At 73.1% G+C, this 25,214-nt stretch carries 23 protein-coding genes, 3 tRNA genes and 1 riboswitch; of the genes, 23 read left to right on the top strand and 3 right to left on the bottom strand.

Going from position 1 to position 25,214, the window contains the following annotated elements; all coding sequences use genetic code 11:
* Positions 1-73: 73 nt before the first annotated feature.
* From HDG69_RS03690 to HDG69_RS03720, 7 genes are all read left to right on the top strand, one after another.
* Positions 74-358, top strand: a complete 285-nt coding sequence (locus HDG69_RS03690) for a WXG100 family type VII secretion target (RefSeq protein ID WP_171782405.1) — start codon at positions 74-76, stop codon at positions 356-358.
* 18 nt (positions 359-376) lie between these two features.
* Positions 377-598 (top strand): hypothetical protein, encoded by a 222-nt coding sequence (locus tag HDG69_RS03695; protein WP_171782406.1) that lies wholly within the window; start codon positions 377-379, stop codon positions 596-598.
* Positions 599-723: 125 nt separating this feature from the next.
* Positions 724-1,008 carry a WXG100 family type VII secretion target gene (locus HDG69_RS03700; protein WP_171782405.1) on the top strand — a complete coding sequence of 95 codons (285 nt, stop codon included), beginning with the start codon at positions 724-726 and terminating at the stop codon, positions 1,006-1,008.
* A 122-nt stretch (positions 1,009-1,130) separates the two neighbouring features.
* Positions 1,131-2,378 (top strand): WXG100 family type VII secretion target, encoded by a 1,248-nt coding sequence (locus HDG69_RS03705; RefSeq protein ID WP_171782407.1) that lies wholly within the window; start codon positions 1,131-1,133, stop codon positions 2,376-2,378.
* 32 nt (positions 2,379-2,410) lie between these two features.
* Positions 2,411-2,887 carry an LpqN/LpqT family lipoprotein gene (locus HDG69_RS03710; protein ID WP_171782408.1) on the top strand — a complete coding sequence of 159 codons (477 nt, stop codon included), beginning with the start codon at positions 2,411-2,413 and terminating at the stop codon, positions 2,885-2,887.
* Positions 2,884-3,678 (top strand): hypothetical protein, encoded by a 795-nt coding sequence (locus HDG69_RS03715; protein ID WP_171782409.1) that lies wholly within the window; start codon positions 2,884-2,886, stop codon positions 3,676-3,678. The genes HDG69_RS03710 and HDG69_RS03715 overlap by 4 nt, the downstream gene beginning before the upstream one ends.
* Before the next feature lie 49 nt (positions 3,679-3,727).
* Positions 3,728-4,438 (top strand): hypothetical protein, encoded by a 711-nt coding sequence (locus tag HDG69_RS03720; RefSeq protein ID WP_171782410.1) that lies wholly within the window; start codon positions 3,728-3,730, stop codon positions 4,436-4,438.
* 21 nt (positions 4,439-4,459) lie between these two features.
* Here the strand turns inward: HDG69_RS03720 and rarD are convergent, their stop codons facing one another.
* Positions 4,460-5,407 (bottom strand): EamA family transporter RarD, encoded by a 948-nt coding sequence (gene rarD, locus HDG69_RS03725; protein WP_171782411.1) that lies wholly within the window; start codon positions 5,405-5,407, stop codon positions 4,460-4,462.
* 106 nt (positions 5,408-5,513) lie between these two features.
* Here rarD and HDG69_RS03730 point away from each other — a divergent pair.
* The 13 genes from HDG69_RS03730 to HDG69_RS03790 all read left to right on the top strand — a co-directional run bounded on the left by HDG69_RS03730 (position 5,514) and on the right by HDG69_RS03790 (position 18,897).
* Positions 5,514-5,595, top strand: a tRNA-Tyr gene (locus HDG69_RS03730).
* Positions 5,596-5,710: 115 nt separating this feature from the next.
* A tRNA-Thr gene (locus tag HDG69_RS03735) sits at positions 5,711-5,783 on the top strand.
* Positions 5,784-5,848: 65 nt separating this feature from the next.
* A tRNA-Met gene (locus tag HDG69_RS03740) sits at positions 5,849-5,925 on the top strand.
* Positions 5,926-6,018: 93 nt separating this feature from the next.
* Entirely contained in the window at positions 6,019-6,189 is a 171-nt protein-coding gene (gene rpmG, locus HDG69_RS03745) for a 50S ribosomal protein L33 (RefSeq protein WP_171782412.1), read from the top strand.
* Between the two features lie 23 nt (positions 6,190-6,212).
* Positions 6,213-6,686 carry an FAS1-like dehydratase domain-containing protein gene (locus HDG69_RS03750; protein ID WP_425484007.1) on the top strand — a complete coding sequence of 158 codons (474 nt, stop codon included), beginning with the start codon at positions 6,213-6,215 and terminating at the stop codon, positions 6,684-6,686.
* The gene (locus tag HDG69_RS03755) at positions 6,686-7,117 is read left to right on the top strand and encodes a MaoC family dehydratase (RefSeq protein ID WP_171782413.1); all 432 of its coding nucleotides are present in this window, start codon (positions 6,686-6,688) and stop codon (positions 7,115-7,117) included. Before HDG69_RS03750 ends, HDG69_RS03755 begins: the two co-directional genes overlap by 1 nt.
* Before the next feature lie 110 nt (positions 7,118-7,227).
* Positions 7,228-8,676, top strand: a complete 1,449-nt coding sequence (locus tag HDG69_RS03760) for a Tat pathway signal sequence domain protein (protein ID WP_216645142.1) — start codon at positions 7,228-7,230, stop codon at positions 8,674-8,676.
* A 47-nt stretch (positions 8,677-8,723) separates the two neighbouring features.
* Positions 8,724-8,831, top strand: a riboswitch (TPP riboswitch).
* A complete protein-coding gene (thiC, locus tag HDG69_RS03765) occupies positions 8,827-10,587 on the top strand; it encodes a phosphomethylpyrimidine synthase ThiC (protein WP_171782414.1) in 1,761 nt (586 codons plus the stop codon). (Overlaps the previous riboswitch by 5 nt.)
* A 187-nt stretch (positions 10,588-10,774) precedes the next feature.
* Positions 10,775-12,334 carry a pyridoxal-dependent decarboxylase gene (locus HDG69_RS03770; RefSeq protein ID WP_171782415.1) on the top strand — a complete coding sequence of 520 codons (1,560 nt, stop codon included), beginning with the start codon at positions 10,775-10,777 and terminating at the stop codon, positions 12,332-12,334.
* On the top strand, positions 12,334-13,710 hold the full coding sequence (locus HDG69_RS03775) for a lysine N(6)-hydroxylase/L-ornithine N(5)-oxygenase family protein (RefSeq protein WP_171782416.1): 1,377 nt from the start codon (positions 12,334-12,336) through the stop codon (positions 13,708-13,710). Before HDG69_RS03770 ends, HDG69_RS03775 begins: the two co-directional genes overlap by 1 nt.
* Positions 13,707-16,193, top strand: a complete 2,487-nt coding sequence (locus tag HDG69_RS03780) for a GNAT family N-acetyltransferase (protein WP_171782417.1) — start codon at positions 13,707-13,709, stop codon at positions 16,191-16,193. The genes HDG69_RS03775 and HDG69_RS03780 overlap by 4 nt, the downstream gene beginning before the upstream one ends.
* Positions 16,190-18,331, top strand: a complete 2,142-nt coding sequence (locus HDG69_RS03785) for a penicillin acylase family protein (RefSeq protein WP_171782418.1) — start codon at positions 16,190-16,192, stop codon at positions 18,329-18,331. The genes HDG69_RS03780 and HDG69_RS03785 overlap by 4 nt, the downstream gene beginning before the upstream one ends.
* Entirely contained in the window at positions 18,313-18,897 is a 585-nt protein-coding gene (locus tag HDG69_RS03790; RefSeq protein WP_171782419.1) for a GNAT family N-acetyltransferase, read from the top strand. Before HDG69_RS03785 ends, HDG69_RS03790 begins: the two co-directional genes overlap by 19 nt.
* Before the next feature lie 6 nt (positions 18,898-18,903).
* Here HDG69_RS03790 and HDG69_RS03795 read toward each other — a convergent pair whose 3' ends face one another.
* The gene (locus tag HDG69_RS03795; protein ID WP_171782420.1) at positions 18,904-19,983 is read right to left on the bottom strand and encodes a LacI family DNA-binding transcriptional regulator; all 1,080 of its coding nucleotides are present in this window, start codon (positions 19,981-19,983) and stop codon (positions 18,904-18,906) included.
* Between the two features lie 104 nt (positions 19,984-20,087).
* Between HDG69_RS03795 and HDG69_RS03800 the strand changes: the two genes are divergently transcribed.
* Positions 20,088-21,356 carry an MFS transporter gene (locus HDG69_RS03800; RefSeq protein WP_171782421.1) on the top strand — a complete coding sequence of 423 codons (1,269 nt, stop codon included), beginning with the start codon at positions 20,088-20,090 and terminating at the stop codon, positions 21,354-21,356.
* A 66-nt stretch (positions 21,357-21,422) separates the two neighbouring features.
* On the top strand, positions 21,423-22,643 hold the full coding sequence (locus HDG69_RS03805; RefSeq protein ID WP_171782422.1) for a UDP-N-acetylmuramate dehydrogenase: 1,221 nt from the start codon (positions 21,423-21,425) through the stop codon (positions 22,641-22,643).
* 41 nt (positions 22,644-22,684) lie between these two features.
* Here HDG69_RS03805 and HDG69_RS03810 read toward each other — a convergent pair whose 3' ends face one another.
* On the bottom strand, positions 22,685-23,698 hold the full coding sequence (locus HDG69_RS03810) for a L,D-transpeptidase family protein (protein ID WP_171782423.1): 1,014 nt from the start codon (positions 23,696-23,698) through the stop codon (positions 22,685-22,687).
* A gap of 210 nt (positions 23,699-23,908) precedes the next feature.
* Between HDG69_RS03810 and HDG69_RS03815 the strand changes: the two genes are divergently transcribed.
* Positions 23,909-25,207: a phosphotransferase gene (locus HDG69_RS03815; RefSeq protein WP_171782424.1), complete on the top strand. Its 1,299-nt coding sequence runs from the start codon at positions 23,909-23,911 to the stop codon at positions 25,205-25,207.
* Positions 25,208-25,214: the final 7 nt, after the last annotated feature.

A 25,214-nucleotide genomic window follows, 5' to 3' on the forward strand; every position in this document is an offset into this window, starting at 1 on the left:
GGTTGAGTTCGTGGTGTTGAAGCGATGAGGTGGTTGTCCCGCAGGGGGCGGCCCTTGAGTGAAGGAGCATGGCATGGTTGCAGAGGGTGGCAACGTCTTCGGTCTTGACATCGAGGCGGTCCGGAGCCTGGCCGGGGTTCTGCGGGACCAGGCGGAGGTCGTGCGGACGTCGGTGACGACGATCACGAACCAGATGTCGCAGACGGAGTGGAACGGTCCGGACGCGGTGCAGTTCCAGGACGAGTGGGACGGGACGCACGCGGCGAAGCTGAACGAGATCGCGGCGGCGCTGGATGGTTACGCCACCACGGCGGACAACAACGCCACGCAGCAGGAGAACACCTCGACCGCTTACTGAGCGAGAGGTCTGCTCGCCGTGGGCGCGCTGGGGAGGTGGAGCCTCGGCACCGGTCTGGTGCTGACCGCTCTGGCCGTGGTCTGTGCCGCGGTCGACGTCGTCCCGGTCGCGACGATCGCGGGGATCCTCGCGATCGTCGCGTGGGTGGTCGCGGGGTACGACGCCGTCTACCGGGCGCTGGAGCGTCGAGAGCTGCGGCGCCGGGCCGACCGCGCACGGCGTGCGGGCGGCGACCGCTGAGCCGTGGCCGGCGCATGGGGAGTGCTCCCCATTCCTTGTGGTCACGGGCTCTGGTTGAGTTCGTGGTGTTGAAGCGATGACGTGGTTGTCCCGCAGGGGGCGGCCCTTGAGTGAAGGAGCATGGCATGGTTGCAGAGGGTGGCAACGTCTTCGGTCTTGACATCGAGGCGGTCCGGAGCCTGGCTGGGGTTCTGCGGGACCAGGCGGAGGTCGTGCGGACGTCGGTGACGACGATCACGAACCAGATGTCGCAGACGGAGTGGAACGGTCCGGACGCGGTGCAGTTCCAGGACGAGTGGGACGGGACGCACGCGGCGAAGCTGAACGAGATCGCGGCGGCGCTGGATGGTTACGCCACGACGGCGGACAACAACGCCACGCAGCAGGAGAACACCTCGACCGCTTACTGAGCGGGAGGTCTGCCCCCGGACGGGGGCTGGTGAGGGGTGCGGTGCCGGCGGTGCCGCACCTCTCGTCCGTGGGGCCAGAGAACTGAGGTCGATCCCGGGTGCGCGGGTCAGGAGGAGGAGCTGTGGGCGGAGGGATGTACGGCGCCGATATCGAGGCGCTGCGCCAGCTCGCTGACAAGATCGCGGAGGGCGGTGACGCCCTGGACGCGGTCGTGGCAACGGTGGAGGGCGCCATTCCGGGGCCCGAGGGCTGGGAAGGCCCGGACGGTGACGGTTTCCGCGCCGAGTGGGGGGACACCCACATCGTCCGACTGCGGAACACCGCAGACCTGCTGCGCGACGTCGCGTCGAAGGTCCGGGAGAACGCCGACGACCAGGAGCGCACCTCGGACGACACCGGCTCCGGTGGCGGTCCTGGCGGTCCTAGCGGTGGCGGTGGCACCGGTGGCGGCAACGGCAACGGCAACGGTGGTTCCGGTTCCGGAGGATCCGACGACGACGGCGGCAACCCGCTCGCGTCGCCCGGATCCGACCCGACGAAGTCACCGACGGACACCAGCGATCCTGGGCACAGCTGGACGGACGGCTACAACACGCATCGTGGTCCGCAGTACAACCCCGACGGTGTCAGCGGCACCTACGAGAACGGCGTCTTCACGCCGTCACCCGACGGCGAGAGCGCGGCGACCGCGTCGGAGAAGGGCAACATCAACCACACGTTCGCCGAGGGCGAGACCGGCGGGTTCGCGGGCTACCAGGCGGGCGTGGACGGAGAGTTCGGGTCCGAGGACGGGTTCCACGGGTCCGGCGAGGCCGGAGTCGCCGCGGGGGCCGGCTACGACGCCTCTGGCGAGGTCAGCCTCTCGGAGAACGGTCTGGTGGCCGAGGGCTCCGTGGGGGTCAACGCCGGGGCGAGTGCGAGTGCGAGCGGTGAGGTCGGCTACGGGGACCACTTCGGCGCGCAGGGCTCTGCCGAGGCGTTCGTCGGGGGGCGTGCCGAGGCGAACGCCGGGGCCTCGCTGGGCCCGCACGGTCTCGGGATGAGCGCCGGCGTCGACGCCTTCGCGGGCGCCGAGGCGGGTGTGGACGGGTCGGTCACGGCCGCGGGCGTCACCGCCGGGGGCAGTGCCAACGTCTACGCGGGGGTGGGCTTCACGGCCGGCGCGGACGTGAACTTCGGCATGGACAGCGTGAGCCTGGACCTGGAGCTGGGCGCGGCACTGGGCATCGGTGCCGGGTTCGACGTCTCGCTGGAGTGGTCGCCGGCCGACACGGTCTCGGCGATCTCTGACTTCGGCGGCGATCTCGTCGGCGGTGCCGGGGATGCGGTCGGCGGGTTCGTCGACGGCATCACCGGCGGATGGTGGTGACCGGGCATGGCACCGACTGATTGGATGGACACATGACTACCGTCTCTTACCCGAGCGAGGACTTCCCGGGCTTCCCGGAGATCACCATGGACTGCCCCGACGGGTGGGAGCCCCGGCGGGTCCCGGGTTCCCAGCTCGCGATCGTCCAGCAGCGTCCGGAGGGCGAGTTCAGGCCCAACGTCCTGGTCATCATGCAGCGCCTCCACCCGGACCAGACCGCAGACGACGTGATCGCCGACGCGGTGAAGCGACTCGAGGCCACACCGGGGTACGAGGAGGTCGGCCGGATGAAGACGACGCTGGCCGGCGTCCCGGCGGCGCGGATCGAAGGCGCCTGGTCCACGGAGGAGACGGGCACCATCGCCCAGGCGCTCCGGATCGCCGTGATCGAGCACGATGGCGTCCGGGATGCCCTCGAGGTCACCGGGACGTGCGCCGGACCGCAGGCGCCGGACGTCTGGCCCGCGGTGCGCGCCATCCAGGACAGCATCGCCCTGGTCGGCCGATGAGCGAGACGGGCGCGCAGGACGGCTCACCGACCGGAGCTGATCGCTTCGCCGTGATCAGCCGCCGGGTGATCTTCTTCTCGGGCTACGTGATCATCCCTCTCGGGGCGTGGGCGATCGTCTCGGGCCGGGTCGCTCTCGGCATCACGATCATCGCGGCGTTCTTCGTCGTGGTGGTCGCTCGTGTCGTGTGGATGGCGAGGCGTGGGGCGCGGGCGCTGGCGGAACGCCGGGAGGTGGCCGAGGTGGCGGACGTCGCTGTCGCGACCCCGGGCGCGCCGTCGTCCGTCGACCGGGTGGTCGGTGAGCTGCTCGCACTGAACTCCGACGGCCTTCCCTATCTGCTCGAGGCGCAGCGGGGCGCCGACGGCCGCGTGCGGCTCGAGGTGCGGTGGAAGTCCGAGGAGATGCGTTGGCAGACCCTGTTCGTCAAGGGCAAGGTCGCCTACGCCTGGCGCATGGAGGTCGACCTCGATCCGGTGCGGTCCCGGTACACCTTCGTCGAGTACTCCGGCACGGCGGACTCCCGCACCGTCGTCGGTCCCGGAGGGGCGTCCTCGCGGGCGAGCTGGACGTGGCACCGTGGCAAGACGGCCGGTCGTCTCAACATGACGATCGCCGAGGGTGCCGACGGCCAGGTGCACGTGGCGAGCTCGGGGGAGACGCGGACCTCGTGGGAGGGTGCAGTGTCGATCCGACCGTCCGACGCGAAGGTCCCGGTGCTCACCCTGCTCCGCAACCACGGCTGGCGCCCACGGTTCGACTGGTTCGGCGCCCGGCTGTTCGAGAAGTAGGGCGCCGATCCGCTCGCGAGAACTGACCCGACACGACCTGAGGATTTTCATGCATCACATCAGAAGCCGCCGTCGTCTGGCCGCGGCGCTCACCGCGCTCGTCGTGGCCCCGTCGCTGGCCGCGTGCTCGTTCGAGGTCGGTGAGATCGAGAAGGTCGGCGAGGACGCCGAGACGTCCGAGTCCACCGAGACGGAGGAGCCGGCGACCGACGAGCCCGACGCCGCGGGCGACGAGGGCGCCGCGGACGCCGGGCAGGCCGACGAGGGAGCCGAGGCCGCGGGTGACGCACCGGTGTCCGCGACCGAGCTCGCGACCATCCACGCCGAGCACGTCGCGGCCCGTGTCCCGGCCAACTGGGAGTCGCTGGGCGACGCCGACGGCTGGTCCTACGTCCACCAGCTCTCGAACGCCGAGGGCGGCGTCGCCGGTCGGATCGGGTTCATGCCCGGCGGGGCGGAGATGACCGCCGACGGGGCGGTCGACTGGTTCATCAGCCAGGTCGAGGGCCAGGGCGTCACCGACGAGAACTACGCACCGGTGACGACGCTGCGTGACGACGAGGGCCGCGCCAACACCTCGTACACGTACGACTCGGGCGGCCAGAAGTACGTCGCGGTGGTCTGGGCGCTCGTGGACGGCAACGGCATCCCGTCGCTCGTGCAGCTGTCCGGCTCCCAGGAGGTCGTCACGCAGGATCTGGTGGCGACCATCGACCAGAACCTCAACCTCAACGGCGACTGGCAGGGCACGGCGGGCTGACGCCTCCGCGCCCCCGTACGCTCAGCCCGCCCGTCTGGCCGCCGTCGCACCCGCGGCGGCGGCCAGACGCGTTGCACGGGCCGCCTGCGTGCCGTCCACGGTGAGCACCACCAGCGCGACCCACACCAGCCCGAAGCCGATCCAGCGGGTAGGCGACATGTGCTCGCCGAACACGAGCAGCCCGACCAGGAACTGCAGCGTGGGCGTGAGGTACTGCAGCATCCCCACCACGGACAGCGGCAGGCGCCGTGCGGCGGCGCCGAACAGCAGCAGCGGCACGCCCGTGACCACGCCGGCGGAGACGAGCAGCAGCGCGTGCCCGGCTCCCTCCTGGCCGAAGGTGGAGACCCCGGTGGCGGTCAGCCAGGCGAGGTAGGCGAGCGCGAACGGTGTGGCGAGCGTCGTCTCGACGGCGAGCCCGGGCAGGGCGTCGACCGACCGTCCGGCGCGGTTCTTCATCAGCGAGTAGGACCCGAACGAGAACGCCAGGACGAGGGAGATCCAGGGTAGGCCGCCCACACCGGTGGAGATCACGGCGACCGCGGCCGCGCCGAAGCCGAGGGCGACCCACTGGGCCGGCCGCAACCGCTCACGCAGCGCGACGACGCCGAGCAGGACGGTGACGAGCGGGTTGATGTAGTAGCCGAGCGCGGCGTCGAGCACGTGGTTGCTCAGGACGGCGTAGACGTAGGTCACCCAGTTGGTGACGATGAGGACCGCCGCGACGGCGAGCACGCCGAGGGTGCGTGGCTGCCGGAAGACCGCGGTGAAGCGGGACAGCGTGCGGGTCGCGGCCAGCAGCACGAGGCAGAACACGAGCGACCACACGACACGGTGGGCGATGATCTCCAGGGCGCCCGCGGGCTCCAGGAGCGGGAAGTACAGGGGCATCGCGCCCCACAGGAGGTACGCCCCCAGGCCCAGCGAGAGGCCCCATCGGGCTGGGGGCGGGGTGGGGGTGCTCGTCACCTGCGCAGGATATGCGGTCGGGTGACAAGGGCCACGGTGAACGGATTTCCGCAGCGGGCGCCGGGCCGCTATGGTTGTCTCCGCAAGGCCGTCCGCGGCCTTGCTCGGCAGGTTGCCCGAGCGGCCAAAGGGAGCTGACTGTAAATCAGCCGTCATCGACTTCGGGGGTTCGAATCCCTCACCTGCCACCGCTCGGAGCGTGTCTCACCCCGGTGAGGCGGTTCCGGCACTGTGGAGGTGCACGAGCGGCGTCGAGCTCCGGATTTCGTCCGGACCGCGATGGCCGTGTAATGTTTCCTCCGCGCCCCGATAGCTCAGTCGGTAGAGCATCTCCATGGTAAGGAGAAGGTCAAGGGTTCGAATCCCTTTCGGGGCTCTGTGACATGTCGCGGGGCCGCCACCCGGTATACCGGGTGGATGGTCTCGCGATGAGTCACGCGCGGCGGGGTAGCTCAGCTGGTCAGAGCGCACGACTCATAATCGTGAGGTCGCGGGTTCGAGCCCCGCCCTCGCTACCATCCACACGGCACACACGGTTCGACGGCCGGCGTCGAACCACCCAGTTCCTTGACGCACGTTGCGCCTTCCGGGGGCGCGAGAGGTGACACACCATGGCTTCCAAGAGCGCGGACGTCCGCCCGAAGATCACGCTCGCCTGCGTGGACTGCAAGGAGCGGAACTACATCACCAAGAAGAACCGGCGCAACAACCCGGACCGTCTCGAGATGGCGAAGTTCTGCCCGCGTTGCGCCAAGCACACGTCGCACCGCGAGACCCGCTGACGCGGCTCGTCCTCGACAGCGACGTGGCGAGCACCCTGCCCGACGCCGGCTTCGCCGGTCGTGAGTACCCGGTCACCGCACCGTACTCCGTGGGGCGCGAGAAGATCCGCGAGTTCGCCACCGCTGTCGGTTCCCAGCACCCCGCCCACCACGATCTTGTGGCGGCGCGGGGTCTTGGCTATCCGGACCTGGTGGCGCCGCCGACCTTCGCGGTCGTCGTCGCCCAGCGTGCCGAGTCCCAGTACGTCGCCGACCCGGCGGCCGGGATCGACTTCTCCCGCGTGGTGCATGCGGACGAGCAGTTCACGCACCACCGTCCGATCGTCGCGGGCGACGAGCTCGTGACGATCCTGCACGTGGACGCGGTGACCCAGCGCTCCAGCATCTCGATGGTCACGACGCGCTGCGAGATCCACGCGGCGTCCCCCGAGGGCGCCCCGGGCGAGCACGTCGCCACGGTGACCTCCAGCCTCGTCGTCCGTGGGGAGGACGCCTGATGGCCACGCAGAGGCCCGACCTGGCATCGCTCTCGGCCGGTGACGTCGTCGCCACCCGGTCGATCGAGCTCGACCGGGCTGCTCTGGTGCGGTACGCGGGCGCCAGCGGGGACTTCAACCCCATCCACTGGAACGAGGAGTTCGCCACCGAGGTCGGGCTTCCCGGAGTGATCGCCCACGGCATGTGCACGATGGGCTCCGTGATCGCTGTCGTCGAGGACTGGGCGGGCGACCCCGGCGCGATCGTGCGGTACGGCACGCGTTTCACCAAGCCGGTGCCGGTGCCCTCCCGCGGTGCCGCCGTCGTCGAGGTCACCGCCACGGTCGGTGCCGTGGACGCCGAGGCCGGGACGGTTCGTGTCGACCTCGCGGTCGTGCACGACGGTGCCAAGGTCCTGGGCCGCGCCCAGGCCGTCGTCCGCCTCGCCTGACGATTCTTCCTCCCCGCGGAGCCGGCCCTTCCCAATCGCAGGTGACACGAGTAACTTGTCGCTGGTAGCACTCCCGACGGCGGGAGCGCAGACCATCGAAGGAGATGCTCATGTCCCGACCTGCCATGCCTCTGCCGTCTGCCGCGGCCCCTGGTGAAGCCGATCGCACCGGGATCTCCCGGCGCGGCCTGCTCGTCGCCGGCGCCGCCGGGGCGCTGACCCTCGCCACCGGGGCCGAGGCGTGGGCCGCAGGAACCCGACTGCACCCGAGCGGTGGTGGTGCCGCGGCGCCGTCGGGCTCCGTGCGCCGCGCCCACGGGTTCCTCGGCGCGATGACCGACGCCTATCCCGCGGTGAACCCGGGTCCCCGCCTGGCCCAGTCCTACGCCGACCAGCTCGGCCTGTTCTCGACCGCGTTCGTCTACGACGTCGCGCTGATGATCTGCGCCTCCCTGGCGGGAGGGCGCGTCGAGCGGGCGAAGGTCCTGGCCGACGGCCTGGTCTTCGCCCAGGAGCACGACCCGGCCCACGACGACGGTCGGCTCCGCCAGGCGTACAACGCCGGCCCGTACACGTTCTACGACGGCAACCCGCAGCCGTACGGTCTCGAGCTCCCGGACGGCACCGCCAACATCGGCTGGCAGTTCGGGTTCCTCGGGACGGCGGTCGGGGACATGGCCTGGCCGGGGATCGCCCTGCTGCACACCTACGAGGCGACCGGCGACCGGCGCTACCGGGACGCTGCGGTGCGCATCGGTGAGTGGATCCTCGACAACGCCTGGTCGACCCGGCCGCTGGGAGGGTTCTCCTTCGGTGTCGACGGCGGCAACGCCCCGATCCCCAACGGCTCGACCGAGCACAACGTCGACTGCGTGGCGTTCTTCCGCCAGCTCGACGCGCTGGCCGGCGGCCGGCGGTGGCGGACGGCAGAGCGGCACGCCCGGCAGTTCGTCGACCGCATGTGGGACCACCGTGGGGGGTACTTCTACACCGGCACCAACGACGGCGAGGAGATCAACACCGACCCGCTGCCGCTGGACCCGGCGACCTGGGGATGGCTCGCCCTGCGGGAGAACCGCTACGGGCGAGCCGTCGACTGGGTCGCCTCGGACCTCGCGGCCCGCGACGTCGGCGGCCGGGGGCTCTCCCAGCTGCCCGACGGCGTGTCGATCTCCGGCGTGACGTTCTCGAGCGCCAGCCTGACCACGACCGCGTCGTACGAGGGCGTCCCGGCCCATCCGGACGCCGTGTGGCTGGAAGGGACGGCTCAGCTGGCCTGCGCCCTGACCGACCGGGGGCGTGGTCGTCACGACCAGGGCCGTGCCGACCGGCTGCTGGTCGAGCTGCGCCGCACGCAGGAGCTGCTCGGGGCCGACCAGACGGTCGGTGGTCGGGCCCTGCCCGCGCGCTCCGGCGTGGTCGCCGCGACCAGCCTCGTCGACACCGGGTTCGGTTTCGGGTACTTCCAGGTCCAGCACACGGGTGCCACCGCGTGGTACCTCATGGCCGCAGCCGGGGCCAACCCGCTCCAGGTCGGTGGCCTGCGCGGACGCAGGTGACGACGCCGGCCCCCTGAGCAGCGCGACGGTGCGCCGTGCTACGTTGCAGGTGATCCCACGGGAGCCTCACGCAGGGGCTGAGATCGGGCTGACGCGGCCCGGACCGTCGAACCTGACCGGGTCATGCCGGCGTAGGAAGATGGAGTACACATGTCGCACGACGCACCGTCGCGCGCGCTCGCCTTCGAGCGCGACACCAAGACCGGGATCGTCGTCCCGGTCACCGAGATCACCCTGGCCGACGCCCCTGACGGCTCGGCCAACCCCCCGGTGCGGATCTACCGCACCGACGGCCCGGGCGGGGACCCCACCGTGGGGATCCCGGACCTGCGCTCGGCGTGGATCGCCGAGCGGGGGGACACCGAGGAGTACACCGGCCGGGAGCGGTCCCTCGCCGACGACGGCCGTGGTGCGGCCCGTCGGGGGGCCGCGTCCGCCGAGTGGCAGGGCGCGCGCCGTCGGCCGCTCCGCAGCACGACGGGCCGCAAGGTCACCCAGATGCACTACGCCCGCCGAGGCGAGATCACCCCGGAGATGCGCTACGTCGCGATCCGCGAGCAGTGCGACGTCGAGCTGGTGCGGTCCGAGGTCGCCGCGGGCCGCGCGATCATCCCGAACAACGTGAACCACCCCGAGTCCGAGCCGATGATCATCGGCAAGGCGTTCACCGTGAAGGTCAACGCGAACATCGGCAACTCGGCGGTCCACTCCTCGATCGCGGAGGAGGTGGAGAAGCTGCAGTGGGCCACCAAGTGGGGTGCGGACACGGTGATGGACCTGTCCACCGGGGACGACATCCACACCACGCGTGAGTGGCTGCTGCGCAACGCGCCCGTGCCGATCGGGACGGTGCCGATCTACCAGGCGCTGGAGAAGGTCGACGGCGACGCCTCGCGCCTGACCTGGGAGATCTACCGCGACACCGTGATCGAGCAGTGCGAGCAGGGCGTCGACTACATGACGGTGCATGCCGGCGTGCTGCTGCGCTACGTGCCGCTCACCGCGAACCGGGTGACCGGGATCGTCTCGCGCGGCGGGTCGATCATGGCCGGGTGGTGCCTGGCGCACCACCAGGAGAACTTCCTGTACACGCACTACGACGAGCTCTGCGAGATCTTCGCCCGGTACGACGTCGCGTTCTCGCTCGGTGACGGGCTGCGCCCGGGGTCGATCGCCGACGCCAACGACGCCGCCCAGTTCGCCGAGCTGGACACGTTGGCTGAGCTGACCAAGCGAGCCTGGAAGCACGACGTGCAGGTGATGGTCGAGGGGCCCGGGCACGTCCCGCTGCACCTGGTGCGCGAGAACGTCGAGCGGCAGCAGGAGCTGTGCGACGGTGCCCCGTTCTACACGCTCGGGCCGCTGGTGACCGACATCGCGCCGGGGTACGACCACATCACCTCGGCGATCGGCGCCACCGAGATCGCCCGGTACGGCACGGCGATGCTCTGCTACGTCACGCCCAAGGAGCACCTGGGTCTGCCGAACCGTGACGACGTGCGCACCGGGGTGGTGACGTACAAGATCGCGGCGCACGCGGCCGACGTCGCCAAGGGGCACCCGGGGGCGACCGCGCGGGACGACGCGCTGAGCAAGGCCCGCTTCGAGTTCCGGTGGCGCGACCAGTTCAACCTGTCGCTGGACCCGGAGCTGGCCGAGGAGTACCACGACGAGACGTTGCCGGCGGAGGCCGCCAAGGCGGCGCACTTCTGCTCGATGTGCGGGCCGAAGTTCTGCTCGATGCGCATCTCGCAGGACATCCGCGACGAGTTCGGTGACGCCGGTGCCCAGCAGGAGATCGTGGCCGCGGCGCAGGACGAGGTGGCGGCGGGCATGGCCGCGAAGTCGGCGGAGTTCCGTGCCGCCGGGGGAGAGGTCTACCTGCCCACCCCGACCGTCCCCACCCGGTAGGACCACGCCCCCTCCGCGCCCCTGCGGGTGCACGACACGCCGTCTGACGCGAACCGGCAGCGGCGTGTCGTGCACCCCAGGGGCGCCGTCGGTGGACCTGAGGCTTAGGTGAGGCTAAGTTAGGCGAGCCTGACCTCATCCCCTTGTCTCCCGAGGAGTCCCGGACGTGTCTCTCACTCCGCCCGATGTGACCCTGACCAGCACCGACGCGCTGCTCAACAGCGGCACCGCGGGCGTCTACGCCCGCACGGTCCACCGCGTCGTCGACGACGTCGCGGCCCGTCTCGCGGCCGTCGACCAGCCGTGGAGCGGGGCGAGCCGGACCGAGCTCGCCGAGCTCGTCGACGGCGTCGACCTCGATTCGTCCGGCGTGGGCACCGAGGACGCGCTGCGCGAGACCGCCGCGCTCTACGCCACCCACGCCGTCTGGTTCCACGACCCCGCCTACGCGGCTCACCTCAACTGCCCGGTGGCCGTCCCGGCCGTGGGCGCCGAGGCGATGCTCGCCGCCATCAACACCTCGGTCGACACCTACGACCAGTCCACCGTCGCCACCCTCATGGAGCGCCGCCTCGTCGCCTGGGCGAACCGGCGCATCGGCTTCGCCGGCGGTGACGGCGTCTTCACCTCCGGTGGCACCCAGTCCAACCTGCACGCGCTGCTCGCTGCGCGAGAGCGCGCGCTGACCGGCCCGGACGGCAACCGTCTCACCGGGATCGCCCGGCACGGGCTGCAGGGTCGGCTGCGCGTCCTGGCCACCGCAGCCGGCCACTTCTCCGTCGCGAAGTCCGCGATGATCCTCGGGCTCGCCGACGACGCCGTGGTCACGGTCGCGACGGACGCGAGCGGACGGATGGACCCCGACGCGCTCGCTGGGGCGCTCGCCACCACCGAGCGCGTCGGCGACGTCGTCATGGCGGTGGTGGCCACGGCCGGCACCACGGACCGCGGCACCATCGACCCCCTCGGTCCGGTCGCCGACCTGTGCGACGCCACCGACACCTGGCTGCACGTCGACGCGGCCTACGGCGGCGGACTGCTCGTCTCGCGCACCCGCCGTCACCTCCTCGACGGCATCGAGCGCGCCCGCAGCGTCACCGTCGACTTCCACAAGACCTTCTTCCAGCCGGTCTCGGCCAGCGCCGTCCTGGTCCGGGAGCCCGAGGACCTGGCCCGGACCGCCTGGCACGCCGACTACCTCAACCCTGTCGAGGACTCCGCCGAGGTCAACCAGGTGGACCGGTCGCTGCAGACCACCCGCCGGTTCGACGCCCTCAAGCTGTGGACGACGCTGCGCGCGATCGGTCCGGACGGCATCGGCGCGATGGTCGACGCCGTCTGCGACCTCGCCGCCGCCGTGCACGCCGACCTCGCCCGTGACCCCGAGCTGCACGTGGTGAGCGGCACCGACCTGTCCACGGTGATCTTCCGGTACCAGCCCGACGGCGTCACCGACGAGCAGGCGGACGCCCTCGTGGCGCGCGTCCGTCGCGTCCTGTTCGACTCCGGTCGCGCCAGCGTGGCCAAGACCGTGATCGACGGCCGCCCCTGCCTGAAGCTCACCCTGCTCAACCCTGCCGTCACCCTCGCCGACGTGCGCCGCGTGCTGAGCCTGGTGCGGGACGCAGCGCACGGCCTCCTCGCGGGCCAGGCGCTCGCCGACGAGCACGAGCCCCCCTGCCGCGACGTCCACCCGCACCTCGCCCGCCACGCCGGCGACGCCGTCGGCCCGAAGGAGGCCCGCTGATGAGAACGTACGACCTCGTGGGGATCGGAGTCGGGCCGTTCAACCTCGGGCTGGCGGCGCTCGCGGACCCGCTGGCCGACGTGGACGCCGTGTTCCTCGACCAGGCACAGGAGTTCCGCTGGCACCCGGGCATGATGATCGAGGGCGCGACGATCCAGGTGCCGTTCCTCGCCGACCTGGTGACGATGGCCGACCCGACCTCGCCGTACTCCTTCCTGGCCTATCTCAAGGAGGTCGGTCGGCTGTACCCCTTCTACATCCGCGAGTCCTTCTACCCGCTGCGCGCCGAGTACGACGCGTACTGCCGGTGGGTCGCGGACCGTCTGGAGACGCTGCGGTGGGGACGCCGCGTCGTCGCCGTCGAGCACGATCCGGCGAGCGACACCTACGTCGTCACGGCGGAGGTGACCGGCGCCGACGAACCGGGTGAGCCCCGCCGCGAGAAGTACCGGGCCCGGCACGTCGTGCTCGGCGTCGGCACGACCCCGAGGCTGCCCGCCCCGTTGGCGGCGCTCGCGGCGACCGCGGCCGCCACCGAGGGTGCCGGTCCGGTGGTCCACAGCGCCGACTACCTGCCGCACCGCGCCGACCTGACGGAGAGCGGTGCCGTGACGGTGGTCGGTTCCGGGCAGTCCGCCGCGGAGATCTACCGGGACCTGCTCCAGGAAGCGGGCAGGTACCGGCTGGACTGGGTGACCCGCTCGCCGCGGTTCTTCCCGATGGAGTACACCAAGCTCACCCTCGAGATGACCTCGCCCGAGTACACCGACCACTTCCACGCCCTGGACCCCGAGCTGCGCGACCTCCTCGGCCGCGAGCAGCGTCACCTCTCCAAGGGCATCAGCGGTGACGTCGTCGACGACATCTACGACACGCTCTACCGTCGCAGCGCCCTGGGCCGTGAGGTCCCCACCTCGCTGCTCACCGACACCGAGGTGGTCGCGGCGCGCACCGAGCGGGCCGAGGACGGCGCCTGCGAGCACGTCCTGACCCTGCGGCACGCCCAGCTCGGCACGACGGCCGAGCACCGCACGCGCGCCGTCGTCGCCGCGACGGGGTACGGCTCCGGGGTGCCCGCGTTCCTCGATCCGGTGCGTGATCGTCTCCGGCTGGACGACCGTGGCCGGTTCGACGTCACCCGCGACTACTCGGTGTCCGCCGACGACCGCCTGCACACCCTCAACGGGGAGGAGCACACGCACGGTGTGACGGCTCCGGACCTCGGGTTCGGCGCGTGGCGGAACGCGGTGGTCCTGGCGAAGGTCACCGGCCGGGAGCCGTACGCCGTCGAGCGGCGTATCGCCTTCCAGTCGTTCGGCCTCCCCGACGGCGCCCCCGCCGCGCTCGCCGGGACGGCTCAGGAGGTCGCCCGGTGACCGCGAGCGCAGTGCTGACGACCAGCACGTACACCGCCCCGACCCCCCTGGGCGACCTGGCGTTCGCCTCCGCGGTGCCCGCCGTCGACGCCGTGGCGGTGCACGGATGGCTGGCCCACCCGGCGTCGGCGGCGTGGCACATGGGCGACCTGTCGCCGGACGAGGTGCACGACTACCTCGCCGCCGTGGCCGCGGACGACGCCCAGCAGGGCTGGATCGGTCGCCTGGACGGGGAACCGGTCGTCTACGTCGAGACGTACGACCCGGCCCGGGTGCTCCTGACGGGCGTCCACGACGCCGAGCCCGGCGACGTCGGCATGCACCTGCTCGTCGCGCCGGCGCCCGAGGACCGGCACGCGCGCCGACCCGGGCTCACCGACGCCGTGATGTCGGCGGTCGTGCGCTTCTGCCTCGCCGACACCGCCGCGGGCGGGCGTGGGGGAGCGCGCGTCGTCGTCGAACCCGACGTGCAGAACGCGAAGATCGCCGCCAAGAACGCTGCCGCCGGTTTTCGGGTCCTGCGCGAGGTCGAGGTGACCGACGGCGGCCTCACCAAGACGGCCGCGCTGAGCGTGTGCACGCACCAGGACTTCGCGGCGTCCCCCCTGGGCGACGGCGTCGCCGTGGCACCGCACCTGCGCGGCGACCTCGCCGAGCGCGCCCACCGCCACCTCGTGGCCAAGGCGGTCGCCGAGCTCGCGCACGAGCGGCTCTTCGCCCCGGAGCTCGACGGCACCGGCGGGCCGGAGGGCCCGGGTCGCCCACGGGGCTACCGGCTCGACCTCGACGCCGTCACCTACTCCTTCGTCGCGCGCACCTTCGCCCTGGAGCACTGGGTCCTCGACCCGGCGTCGATCACCCGCACGGGACACGACGGCCGGGACCTCCCGGTCGACGTCCTCGAGCTCGTCACCGACCTGCAGCCGATGCTGGCGATCCCCGAGGACCTCCTGGCGACCTACCTGGAAGAGCTGTCGAGCACGCTGGCTGCCGCCATGGCCAAGCGCGACCGCGAGCTGAGCGGCGTCACGCCCGACGTCGTCCGGCTGGTCGCGGGGCTCACGGCACCGGAGGCTGCGGGACCGGAGGCGCAGGAACCGGCACAGCACCCGGCGGAGGACCGCCGTCGGACGGCGCAGTCCTTCCAGGCCGTCGAGGCCGCGATGAGCGAGGGGCACCCGGGGTTCCTCGCGAACAACGGCCGGATCGGCTTCTCGCTGCCCGACTACGAGCGGTACGCCCCGGAGCGCGGCGGCCGGTTGCGGCTGCAGTGGCTCGCCGCACGCCGTGCGCACAGCCACCTGGCGCTCGCGGCCGACCAGTCCGAGGCGGGGCTGTACGAGGCGGAGCTGAGCGGCGCCGAGCGTGCGGCGTTCGCCGCCCGGCTCGCCGCCCGCGGCCTCGACCCGGCCGACTACCTCTACCTGCCGGTCCACCCCTGGCAGGCGGAGCACCGGGTGCCGATCACGTTCGCGGCGGACGTCGCCCGGGACGACCTGGTGCTGCTCGGTCAGGGCGCCGACGAGTACACCCCGCAGCAGTCGATCCGCACGATGTTCAACCGCACCCGGCCCGAGAGGCACTACGTCAAGGTGGCCCTCGCCATCCAGAACATGGGGTTCCTGCGCGGGCTGTCCCCGGCCTACATGCGCGCGACCCCGGCGATCAACGACTGGGTCGCACGCCTGGTCGAGGGGGACGGCACGCTGCAGGCCGCGGGGTTCGGGGTGCTGCGCGAGCTCGCCTCCGTCGGCTACACGGGGGACGTCTACCACCGCACCGACCGCCCCAACGCGCACCGCAAGATGCTGGCCGCGCTGTGGCGCGAGTCCCCGCTGCCGCGCACGGCGCCGGGGGAGAGGCTGGCGACGATGGCGTCCCTGCTGCACCGGGACGCGGCCGGTTCGGCGCTGGTCACCGAGCTCGTGCGAGTCTCGGGGGTCTCCGCCGACGCCTGGGTGCGTGCCTACCTGGACGCCTACCTCTACCCGCTGGTGCACGGCCTGCGGGCGCACGCCCTGGCCTTCATGCCGCACGGGGAGAACCTCGTGCTCGTGCTGCGCGACGGCGTGGTGCGGCGGGTGTTCATGAAGGACATCGGCGAGGAGGTCGCCGTGCTGTCCGACCGGGGGCTGCCGGAGCCGGTCTCCCGGGTCGTCTCCCCGGTGGACGACGCCGAGGCGGCGCTGGCGATCTTCACCGACGTGTTCGACGGCGTGCTGCGGCACCTCGCCGGCATCCTGGCGGTCGACGGGGTGCTGGGCGAGGACCGGTTCTGGGCCCTGGTCGGTGAGTGCCTGGACCGTCACGAGGCCGAGCACCCGGACCTGGACTCCGGGGTCGACCTGCGCGCGGCGCGGTTCGCCCACTCGTGCCTCAACCGGCTCCAGCTGCGCAACACCCTGCAGATGGTGGACCTGGCCGACCAGTCGAGCTCGCTGATCTACGCGGGCACGCTGGCGAACCCGGTGGCCCGGCGGTGAGCTTCGAGGTCTTCCGCGACACCTGGGGCGTGCCGCACGTGCGGGCCGGCACCGAGCTGGACCTCGCCCGCGGGCAGGGGTACGTCACCGCGCGCGACCGCGGATGGCAGCTCGAGTCGGACCGGTGGCGGGCCGAGGGACGGCTCGCCACGCGGTTCGGGCCGAGCGGGCTCGCCTGGGACCGGTTCGCCGTCCGGGTGCGGCTGGCCGACACCGCGCGGCGGGCCTTCGAGGCGCTGGCCGGTCCCGAGCGGGAATGGCTCGCCGCCTACACCGCCGGGGTGAACGCGGGGCTGTCCGAGGGTGGGCGCGACGTCCCCGAGCTCGCGGCGCTCACCGACGCGCCCGGCCGGATGCCCGCGCACGAGCCCTGGCCCGACTGGATGCCGCTCGGGGTCTTCCTGACCAACCACGTCCTGTTCGGCACCTGGCCGCACCTGCTGTGGCGCGAGCAGGTCCGACGGGTGCTCGGTCGCGAGAACCCGCTCGCCGCGATCCTGTCCGGCGCGCAGGACGCCGCCGGGTCGGGGTCCAACGCCTGGGTGCTCACCGGGGGGCGGACGGCGAGCGGGCTGCCCCTGCTCGCCGGCGACCCGCACCGCCTGCTCGAGCTGCCGGGGGTCTACCAGCAGGTCCGCCTCGCCTGCGACGAGTACGACGTGGTCGGGCTGGCCTTCCCCGGCGTGCCCGGGGTGCTGCACTTCGGCCAGGCGCAGGCGCCCGACGGCGGGTCCGTCGCGTGGGGCATCACCAACGCCCTCGCCCACCAGACCGAGCTGTTCACCGAGACGGCGCGGTCGCTGGCCGCCGAGGACGTCCGGCGTGGTGCCGAGACGGTGCCGGTGCGAGCCGGGGAGCCGGTCGAGGTCGACTGGGTCGAGACGCCCCGTGGCCCGCTCGTGACGGACCGGCACGCGCTGCGCTGGCCCGTCCGGGTGGGGGCGGACCTCGGCGTCGCGTCCTGGCGAGCCCTGCAGCGCGCACGGTCCGCCGCCGACGTCGCCGAGGCGTTCACCGGCTGGGTGGAGCCCGTCAACAGGGTGCTCACCGCCGACTCGGACGGGACGGTGCTCAGCGTGACCGCGGGCAGGGTGCCCGAGCGCAGTGCGGCGCAGCGTGTGCTGCCGCACGCCGTCGGGTCCGCGTGGAGCCCGCCGCCGTGGCGTGCGCCGTCGGCCCCCGTGCCGGTGGGCGACCTGGCGGTGGATGCCAACGAGCGACCCGGCCCGGACGGACGGGTGCCGGACCTCGGGCTGGTGTACGCACCGCACCGGGCGGCCCGGATCCGTGAGCTGTTGGCCGTGCCGCCGGACGGTGGTGACCGGCCGGAGGGTCAGGAGCGGGTGCACGGCGACGTCGCGGACGCCGGTGCGGCGGGACTGGTGGGATGGCTCGACGGGGTCAGCGGCGCGGGCGTCGGACCGGCGGCCGAGCGGCTGCGGAGCTGGGCGGCCTCCGGTGCCCGGATGACCGCGGACTCGCCCGAGGCCGCCCTGTTCGTCACCTGGCGCGACGAGCTGGTCCGGCGGTTCGCCGAGCACCCGGCGCTCGCCGCCCTGCACGAGACGACCTCGGCCCCTGCCGTCCTGGCACCGTGGTTCGACGTCCGTGCCCGGACCGGGCAGGTCCTCGAGGAGCTGCTGGCGGCCGCCGGCTCGTGGTCGCCGCCGCTGGACGCCCGGGCCGTGGCGCAGGAGGCGCTCGTCTCCGCCCTCGCGGCGCTGCGCTCACGAGGACGGCGCGCCGGGCCGGGCACGCGGTGGGGCGAGCTGCACCCCGTCGTGCCGCTGCACGCGCTGGCCGAGGCGACGGGCGTCGACCCGGCGCTGGTGCCCGGGGTGCCGCGCGACCGTCGGGCTCCCGTCGGGGGCGCCGCTGACACGGTGTGCTGCACCGGGTCGGTGCCCGGGGTGTCCACCGCCTCGTGGCGAGGATCCGTGGCGCGCTGGGTGTGGGACCTGTCGGACCGTCGCCGCAGCCGGTGGGGAGTGCCGTTCGGGGCGTCGGGCGACCCGCGCTCGGAGCACTTCGCCGACCAGCACGCCGAGTGGGCCCGCGCGGGCACGCACGAGATCGAGACCGACTGGGCGCGGCTGCGCCGGGAGACGTGGGAGGACGCATGGACCACCGACTGCTGACGGGCGCACCAGGCGAGGAGGTGTGGCGGGACGGGGCAGGGACGACCGTGCACGTGCTCGACCCGGTGGCCGACGTCGACGTGCTGCACGCCTGGGTGAACCGACCGCACGCCGGGTTCTTCGGGCTCGGCGGCCTCTCCCGGGACGAGCTGCGCGACACGTACCTGTTCGTCGACTCGCTGCCCACGCACCACGCCTACCTCGTGCGGGCCGCCGGCGAGCCCGCGGCGCTGGTCCAGCTCTACCACCCGGAGGACGACCCGGTCGCGGCGGCCTACGACGTCGAGCCGGGTGACGTCGGTGCGCACTTCTTCAAGGGCAGCGACGAGCTCGACTGGACGGTGTTCGGCGCCGCCCTGCTGGCGTTCGCCTTCGCGTGCCCGGGAGCGCGGCGGATCGTGGCGGAGCCGGACGTGCGGAACCGGCCGGCGATCGCCCGGATGGCGGCGCTGGGGTTCGAGCTCGCCGGCGAGGTGCACTTCGACTCGCCGCACGGCCCCAAGGACGCCCGGCTCGGGTTCCTCCCGAGAGCACGGGCGACGTCGCTCCTCGCCCGGCTCGGCTGACGGCGGTCAGCGCGCCGGCACCGGTCCCGTCGTCGTGCCGGGGACCAGCCCGACCGGGAGCGCGACGGACGCCGGTTCCTCGCCGGCGATCAGGTCGATCGCGGCCTGCCCGAGCCTCGTGCCCTTCTCCCGCAGGGGCTGGTGCACGCTGGTCAGCACGTCGGGGGACAGCCACGGCAGGTCGAGGCCGTCGAACCCGGCGATCGAGACCTCCTCGGGGATGCGCAGCCCGAGCTCGCGGGCTGCGATGACGGCCCCGGCCGCCAGCAGGTCGGAGTGCGCGACGATCGCCGTCGGACGTTCGGAGGACGGCACCCACGTGCCGAGGATCTCCGTGGCGGCGTCACGGCCGTGCTCGACCAGCGAGGCCGGGGTCTCCCAGGTGATGACGGGTTCGACGACGTCGCGGATCCCTGCCATGCGGTGCGCGGTGGGGGTGCGGTCGACGCAGGTGGCCCGCTCGGCGTCCACCGGGCCCGACCGTTCCCCGCGGCTGAGGGGCAGCGCGATCTCGGCGATCCGGGTGTGCCCGAGCTCGACCAGGTGGCGCACGGCCTCGGCGGCGCCGGCACGGTCCTCCAGGGACACCAGCGGTGCCCCCTCGACGGCACGCCCCTCACCGACGACGACGGGCACGTTGCGGCGCTGCAGGGCGGCCAGCGCCGGGTCGTCCTTCAGCACGCCCCACACGAGCACCGCGACGTCCATCGCGGCGGTCTCCAGCAGCGGGTCGACGGCCTCGTCCCCGAGGTCGACCCCGGGGATGAGCAGGACGCCGAGACCCTCGGCGCCGAGCACGTCGACCAGGCCGTCGAGCACCTGCACGGCGACGGGGTCGCGGAAGGCACGGCCGGGGTGGTCCCCGATGACGACGCCGACGATGCCGGACCGTCCCCGACGCAGCTGGCGTCCCAGGGGGTTGGGTCCGGTGTAGCCGAGGTCGGTGGCGGCGGCGAGGACCTTGTCGCGGGTCTCGGGGGTGATGGGCCCGGAACCGGAGAAGGCGAGGGAGGCGGTCGAGACGGACACCCCGGCGCGCTCGGCGACGCGGGCGAGTGTGGGGCGGTTGCCCGGTGCGCGGCCCATGGCGCTCCTTCCGGCAGACGGTGCGAGCCGCCAGCCTATCGGTGCGTCGGACCGTTCGCTCGAATCGATTTGACGACGGCCCGGCCGTCCGGAACCGTCGGACCGTGAACACCTCTGCACCCACGGCGGCCGAGCGTCGTCTGCGCACCGCCACCTGGGCGGTCCTCGGCGTCTTCGCCGCCGCCGGCTTCGGCATGGCGACCTGGTTCTCGCGCATCCCCGCCGTGCGGGACGGTCTCGGCTACTCCGAGTCGCAGATGGGGCTTCTGCTGCTGACCGCCTCGGTCGGCTCGATCATCGCGCTGCCCGTCTCCGGCATGATCACCTCCCGCATCGGTGCCGGCCGCGCCGTGCTGTTCTTCACCGCCGTGTCCGCCGTGGGCTACACGGTCGCGTGCCTCGGCGTCGGTGCCGAGGAGCACCTGTGGGTGCGGGCCGGCATGTTCGTCGCCGGGATCGGTGTCGGCGTGTGGGACGCGGCCATGAACCTCGAAGGGGCGGCCGTCGAGCAGCGCCTGGGACGCGCGATCATGCCGCGCTTCCACGCGGCCTTCTCGGTGGGAACCGTCGTGGGGGCGGCGCTGGGCGCCGGCATCATCCGGCTCGGTGTCGACCTGCTCTGGCACCTGGCGGGTGTCGTCGTGCTGTACACGGTGGTCGTCGCGCTGTGCGTGCGTGCCTTCCAGCCGGCGCACGACGCGGGCCCGCAGACCTCGATGGCCGGGGCGCAGGACACGATCGCCGACCCGGCTGCCGCCGTCGAGCCGTCGCACGGGCACAGCCTCAAGGACACGCTCGCCACCTGGCGCGAGCCGCGCACCCTGCTGGTCGGGCTCATCGTCATGGGTGCCGCCCTCACCGAGGGAGCGGCCAACGACTGGGTGGGTCTGGCCGTCGTGGACGGGTTCGACGCCCCGGAGGAGCTCGGTGCCACGGCGCTCGCCATCTTCCTCGGTGCGATGACCATCACCCGGTTGGCCGGCACCCGGCTCATCGACCGGCTCGGCCGGGTGTGGGTGCTGCGCGCCTCCGGGGCGTCGGCGATCGCGGGCGTGCTGCTGTTCGGGCTCGTGCCGAGCCTCCCGCTCGCCCTCGTCGGCGTCGCCCTGTGGGGCGTGGGCGCGGCGCTCGGCTTCCCCCTCGGCATGTCGGCCGCGTCGGACGAGCCCGCCCGGGCCGCGCTGCGGGTGTCGGTCGTGGCGACCATCGGGTACTCGGCGTTCTTCGTCGGCCCCGCACTCATCGGCTTCCTCGCGGACGTCACCGGCTACCGGCTCGCACTGCTGGTGCTGGCCGCGCCGCTGGTGCTGGCGCTGTTCGTCGCCGGTGCCGCGCGGCCTCCTCAGGAGCCCGCTCGCGACGAGACGGCCTAGCGTGCGTCCGGCTGCCGTCGTGCTCGGGGGCCCCCGGTACCGCCGGATCGCCCGTACGCTGGACCGGTGAGCCAGACCGTACCGAGCGCCCCCGCCGAGCCGACCACCGGCGTCGGACCTGACGCCGTCCCGAACCTGTCCGACCTGACGACCCTGCGGGTCGGCGGGCCGGCGGGCGAGTACGTCGAGGCGACCACAGAGGCCGAGCTGATCGAGGCCGTGCGCTCTGCGGACGACGCCGGGACGCCGCTGCTGGTGGTCGGTGGCGGGTCGAACCTGCTGGTCGCGGACGAGGGGTTCGACGGCGTCGTGGTGCGGGACGTGCGCCAGGGTCTGGAGGCCGACCTGGCCGACTCCTGCGGCACGGACGGGGCGTGCGGCGGCGCGAGCCTGAGCCTGCCCGCGGGGCAGGACTGGGACGCCTTCGTCGCCCAGGCCGTGGCGAACGAGTGGGTCGGCGTCGAGGCGCTGTCGGGCATCCCGGGGACGATGGGCGCCGCGCCGGTGCAGAACATCGGGGCGTACGGCCAGGAGGTCTCCGGCGTCGTGGCGTCGGTGCAGACGTGGGACCGGGCGACCGGGCAGCGCAAGCTGCTCACCCTGTCCGAGCTGGGGTTCGGCTACCGCACGAGCGTGCTCAAGCGGTCGATGCGTGCCGACGTGACGAGCGGCGACCTCTGGTACCCGACGCCGCGCTACGTGGTGCTGCAGGTGAACCTGCAGATGCGCCTCGGGTCGCTCTCCGCGCCGGTCGCCTACGCGGAGCTCGCACGCCGCTTGGGTGTCGAGGTGGGGCAGCGGGCACCCTCGGTCGAGGTGCGCGAGGCCGTCCTGGAGCTCCGGGCCGGCAAGGGCATGCTGCTCGACGGCGTCGGGGGGGCCGCCGCGCCCGACCACGACCGGTGGAGCGCCGGGTCGTTCTTCACCAACCCCGTCGTGCCGGTGGAGGCGGCGGGCGGCCTGCCCGACGACGCCCCGCGCTACCCGGTGCGCTCGGCGACCCCCACCACCACGACAGGGCCTGCCGTGGGTGAGATCGACCCGTCGCTGGTCAAGACGTCGGCCGCCTGGCTGATCGAGCAGGCCGGGTTCACCAAGGGCTTCGGGGTGGCGGGGGAGCACTCCCCGGCCCGGCTGTCGACGCGGCACACGCTGGCGCTGACCAATCGCGGCGGAGCGACGGCGCAAGATCTCGTGGCGCTGGCGCGGGCCGTCCGCGACGGGGTGCGCGACGAGTTCGGCATCGAGCTGGAGCCCGAGCCGGTCCTCGTCGGCCTCGCCCTCTGAGCCCTCACCACCTGAGGGCCGTGGGTGCACGACGGGTGAGGTCAGTAGACGACGACGGTCGTGCCCTGGGGCATGCCCCAGTCGTCCCACAGCCAGTTCATCGCCGAGTTCGACACCCGGATGCAGCCGTGCGACGCGGGCCACGGTGGGATCGACGGCGACCCGTGCACGGCGATGCCCCCCGTGAAGTACTTCGGCCGGTACATCGCCCCGAGCTCGAGCGTCGACTCGTGCAGGTAGTCGCGCTCCATGTAGACGCTGAACGTCCCGCGCGGGGTCGTCGCCCGGTAGCTGCGACCCTTCGCCTCGAAGCTCTCGCCGTTGCCCGACGACGCGTTGAGGGTGCGCACCACCCGTCCGTCCTCCACCGCGAGCAGGAGCTGACGGTCGAGGTCGATCTCGACGACCTTGCCCTTCGACGACTGAGGGGACGGTCGCGCGCCGTCCTTCAGGGCCTGGCGCGTCTTCGGCCCGACGACGGCGTCACGGCCCAGGCCTGCTGCCTTCTGCAGCGCCCACACCGCCTGCTGCGTCTGCGGTCCGAACGAGCCGTCGGCCTCGGGCAGGTAGTAGCCGAGCTCGATCAGGTCCTCCTGCAGCGCGCGCACCTTCGTGCCCGTGGCGCCCCGCTCGAGGTGGTCGGGCTTCTTCTTCTCGGCCTTCTCCTCGTCCACCTCGCCGGCAGAGCCCTCGGCGTCGGACTCGTCGGGCTCCTCGGCCCGCTCGTCCTCGTCCTGCGCCCCCTGCTCCTCCGGCTCCTCGGCTTCTTCGACCTCCTCGGGTTCCGTGGAGGGTTCCGCGGTCCGGGTCGGGTCAGGTGAGGCCGACGGCGACGCGTCGGCCGACGGCGTGACCGGCGGCGGGTCCGGCGGCTCCTCGGACGGCGTCGTGGTGCTGGTCGGCTCCGACGCCTCGCCCGACGGCGCGGCGGACGTGGTGGCCTGGGCCTCGCTGCCGCTGATCTCGCTCAGGGCGGCGCAGCCGGGGACGACCAGGAGAGCGAGGGCCGTCGCCGCCGCAGTGGTCCCGCGGCGCAGCGAGGTCGGGATCGTCATCGTGCGGAACCTTTCCTGGAGGGTCGCGCAGGGGCAGTGCCCGCCGTCGCGGACCCCTACCATGCCGCGAACCGGGGCGCCGGGCGAGCCGACCGCACCGTGGCCGGGCCGATCGACACCATCCCGTGACCTGAGGGGGTGAGAGCCGGATGAGAGGACTCTCATCCGGCTCTCACCCGCCGCACCCGTGCGCACGGTGGGGTAGGGGGCATGACCGTCACGACCCCTGCACCCAGCCACGACGAGACGGCCTGGCAGGAGACGCTGACCGGCCCTGAGGCCGGCGGCCTGCTGTCGGCGGCGCTCGCGGCGGACGGTGCGGAGCTCGGCAGCTGGCAGGTCCGGGAGATCCACGCCCGGCCGGGCGCGGAGACGACCGTCGCCTACGACGTCGTCGCTCGTCGTCGCCACGACGGAACGGAGCTGGTGGCCCACGAGCACCTCTTCGCGACCAGTGCCACGGCGCGTTCGCTCTCGGCCGCGCGGGGGGCGGCGGCGCTCGGTGACGGGGTGGTGCGCCTCGACGACGGTGAGCGGGTCGTGCACGTGTGGCGACACCCGCACGACCCGGCCCTGCCGGGCCTGGCGGCGGGCAGCGTCCCGGCAGCCGTCGAGGAGCGCCTGCGGGCCGCCGGCGCGGACGTCACGGTCAGCTCGCTGGAGACGGTGACCTACCGGCCGCTGCGCCGCGCCGTGCTGCGTGCCCGGACCGCCGGCACGGCAGACGCGGGGAGCGGCACCGTCTACGTCAAGGTGGTGCGCCCCGGCCGGACGTCGGACCTCGTGCGGCGGCACCGGCTGTTCGAGGGCACCGGCGCTCTCGCCGCCCCCGCCGTGCTCGCGGCCGACCACGACGGCGTGGTCCTCCTCGCCGAGCTGGCAGGCCCGTCCCTCGCCGAGCACCTGGCGGCCCTCCCGGCAGAGCAGCAGGCGACCGCGCTCGACCCCGCCGAGCTGCTGCGGGTCACCGAGGCGCTGCCGACCGCAGGGGTCGAGCTGAGCCGCCGTGCGCCGTGGGCCGACCGGCTCGACCAGTACGTCACGGCGCTGACGGCCCGGCACGGCATCGACGCCTCGCGGCTGGGGCGGGTGGAGGCCCGTGTCGGGTCGGCCCTGCGGGGACGGGACCTCGGCCCGGTCGTGACGACGCACGGTGACCTGCACGCGGCGAACCTGATCCTCGCGGACGCCCGGCCCGGCCGATCGCCTCGGGTGGCCGGTGTGCTCGACGTCGACACCCTCGGTCCCGGCCACCGTGTCGACGACCTGGCGTGCGCTCTCGCCCACCTGACGGTGCTGCCCTCGCTCTCGCCGACGGCCTACGACGGCGTCCCGCGCCTGGTGGACCGGTCCCTGCGGGCCTTCGACCGCGTGGTCGACCCGGTGGTGCTGCGTGCCAGGACCGCTGCCGTGATCGTCTCGCTGGCCGTCGGTGCGCCCGACGCGGTTCTCGCCGGCCGCTGGGTCGGGCTCGCGGAGCATCTGCTGGCCCGGACGGACAGTTTCTGAGAGTGCT

This window comes from Isoptericola halotolerans (genome assembly GCF_013149785.1).
In the GTDB taxonomy this organism is placed as follows: domain Bacteria; phylum Actinomycetota; class Actinomycetes; order Actinomycetales; family Cellulomonadaceae; genus Isoptericola; species Isoptericola halotolerans.

Excerpts from the sequence above, each read along its gene's own strand:
- HDG69_RS03700 (WP_171782405.1), top strand. The coding sequence starts at position 724 with ATGGTTGCAGAGGGTGGCAACGTCTTCGGTCTTGACATCGAGGCGGTC.
- thiC (WP_171782414.1), top strand. The coding sequence starts at position 8,827 with ATGTCGCACGACGCACCGTCGCGCGCGCTCGCCTTCGAGCGCGACACC.
- HDG69_RS03715 (WP_171782409.1), top strand. The coding sequence starts at position 2,884 with ATGAGCGAGACGGGCGCGCAGGACGGCTCACCGACCGGAGCTGATCGC.
- HDG69_RS03690 (WP_171782405.1), top strand. The coding sequence starts at position 74 with ATGGTTGCAGAGGGTGGCAACGTCTTCGGTCTTGACATCGAGGCGGTC.
- HDG69_RS03815 (WP_171782424.1), top strand. The coding sequence starts at position 23,909 with ATGACCGTCACGACCCCTGCACCCAGCCACGACGAGACGGCCTGGCAG.
- HDG69_RS03795 (WP_171782420.1), bottom strand. The coding sequence starts at position 19,983 with ATGGGCCGCGCACCGGGCAACCGCCCCACACTCGCCCGCGTCGCCGAG.
- HDG69_RS03755 (WP_171782413.1), top strand. The coding sequence starts at position 6,686 with ATGGCCACGCAGAGGCCCGACCTGGCATCGCTCTCGGCCGGTGACGTC.
- rpmG (WP_171782412.1), top strand. The coding sequence starts at position 6,019 with ATGGCTTCCAAGAGCGCGGACGTCCGCCCGAAGATCACGCTCGCCTGC.
- HDG69_RS03720 (WP_171782410.1), top strand. The coding sequence starts at position 3,728 with ATGCATCACATCAGAAGCCGCCGTCGTCTGGCCGCGGCGCTCACCGCG.
- HDG69_RS03710 (WP_171782408.1), top strand. The coding sequence starts at position 2,411 with ATGACTACCGTCTCTTACCCGAGCGAGGACTTCCCGGGCTTCCCGGAG.
- HDG69_RS03790 (WP_171782419.1), top strand. The coding sequence starts at position 18,313 with ATGGACCACCGACTGCTGACGGGCGCACCAGGCGAGGAGGTGTGGCGG.
- HDG69_RS03760 (WP_216645142.1), top strand. The coding sequence starts at position 7,228 with ATGTCCCGACCTGCCATGCCTCTGCCGTCTGCCGCGGCCCCTGGTGAA.
- HDG69_RS03810 (WP_171782423.1), bottom strand. The coding sequence starts at position 23,698 with ATGACGATCCCGACCTCGCTGCGCCGCGGGACCACTGCGGCGGCGACG.
- HDG69_RS03775 (WP_171782416.1), top strand. The coding sequence starts at position 12,334 with ATGAGAACGTACGACCTCGTGGGGATCGGAGTCGGGCCGTTCAACCTC.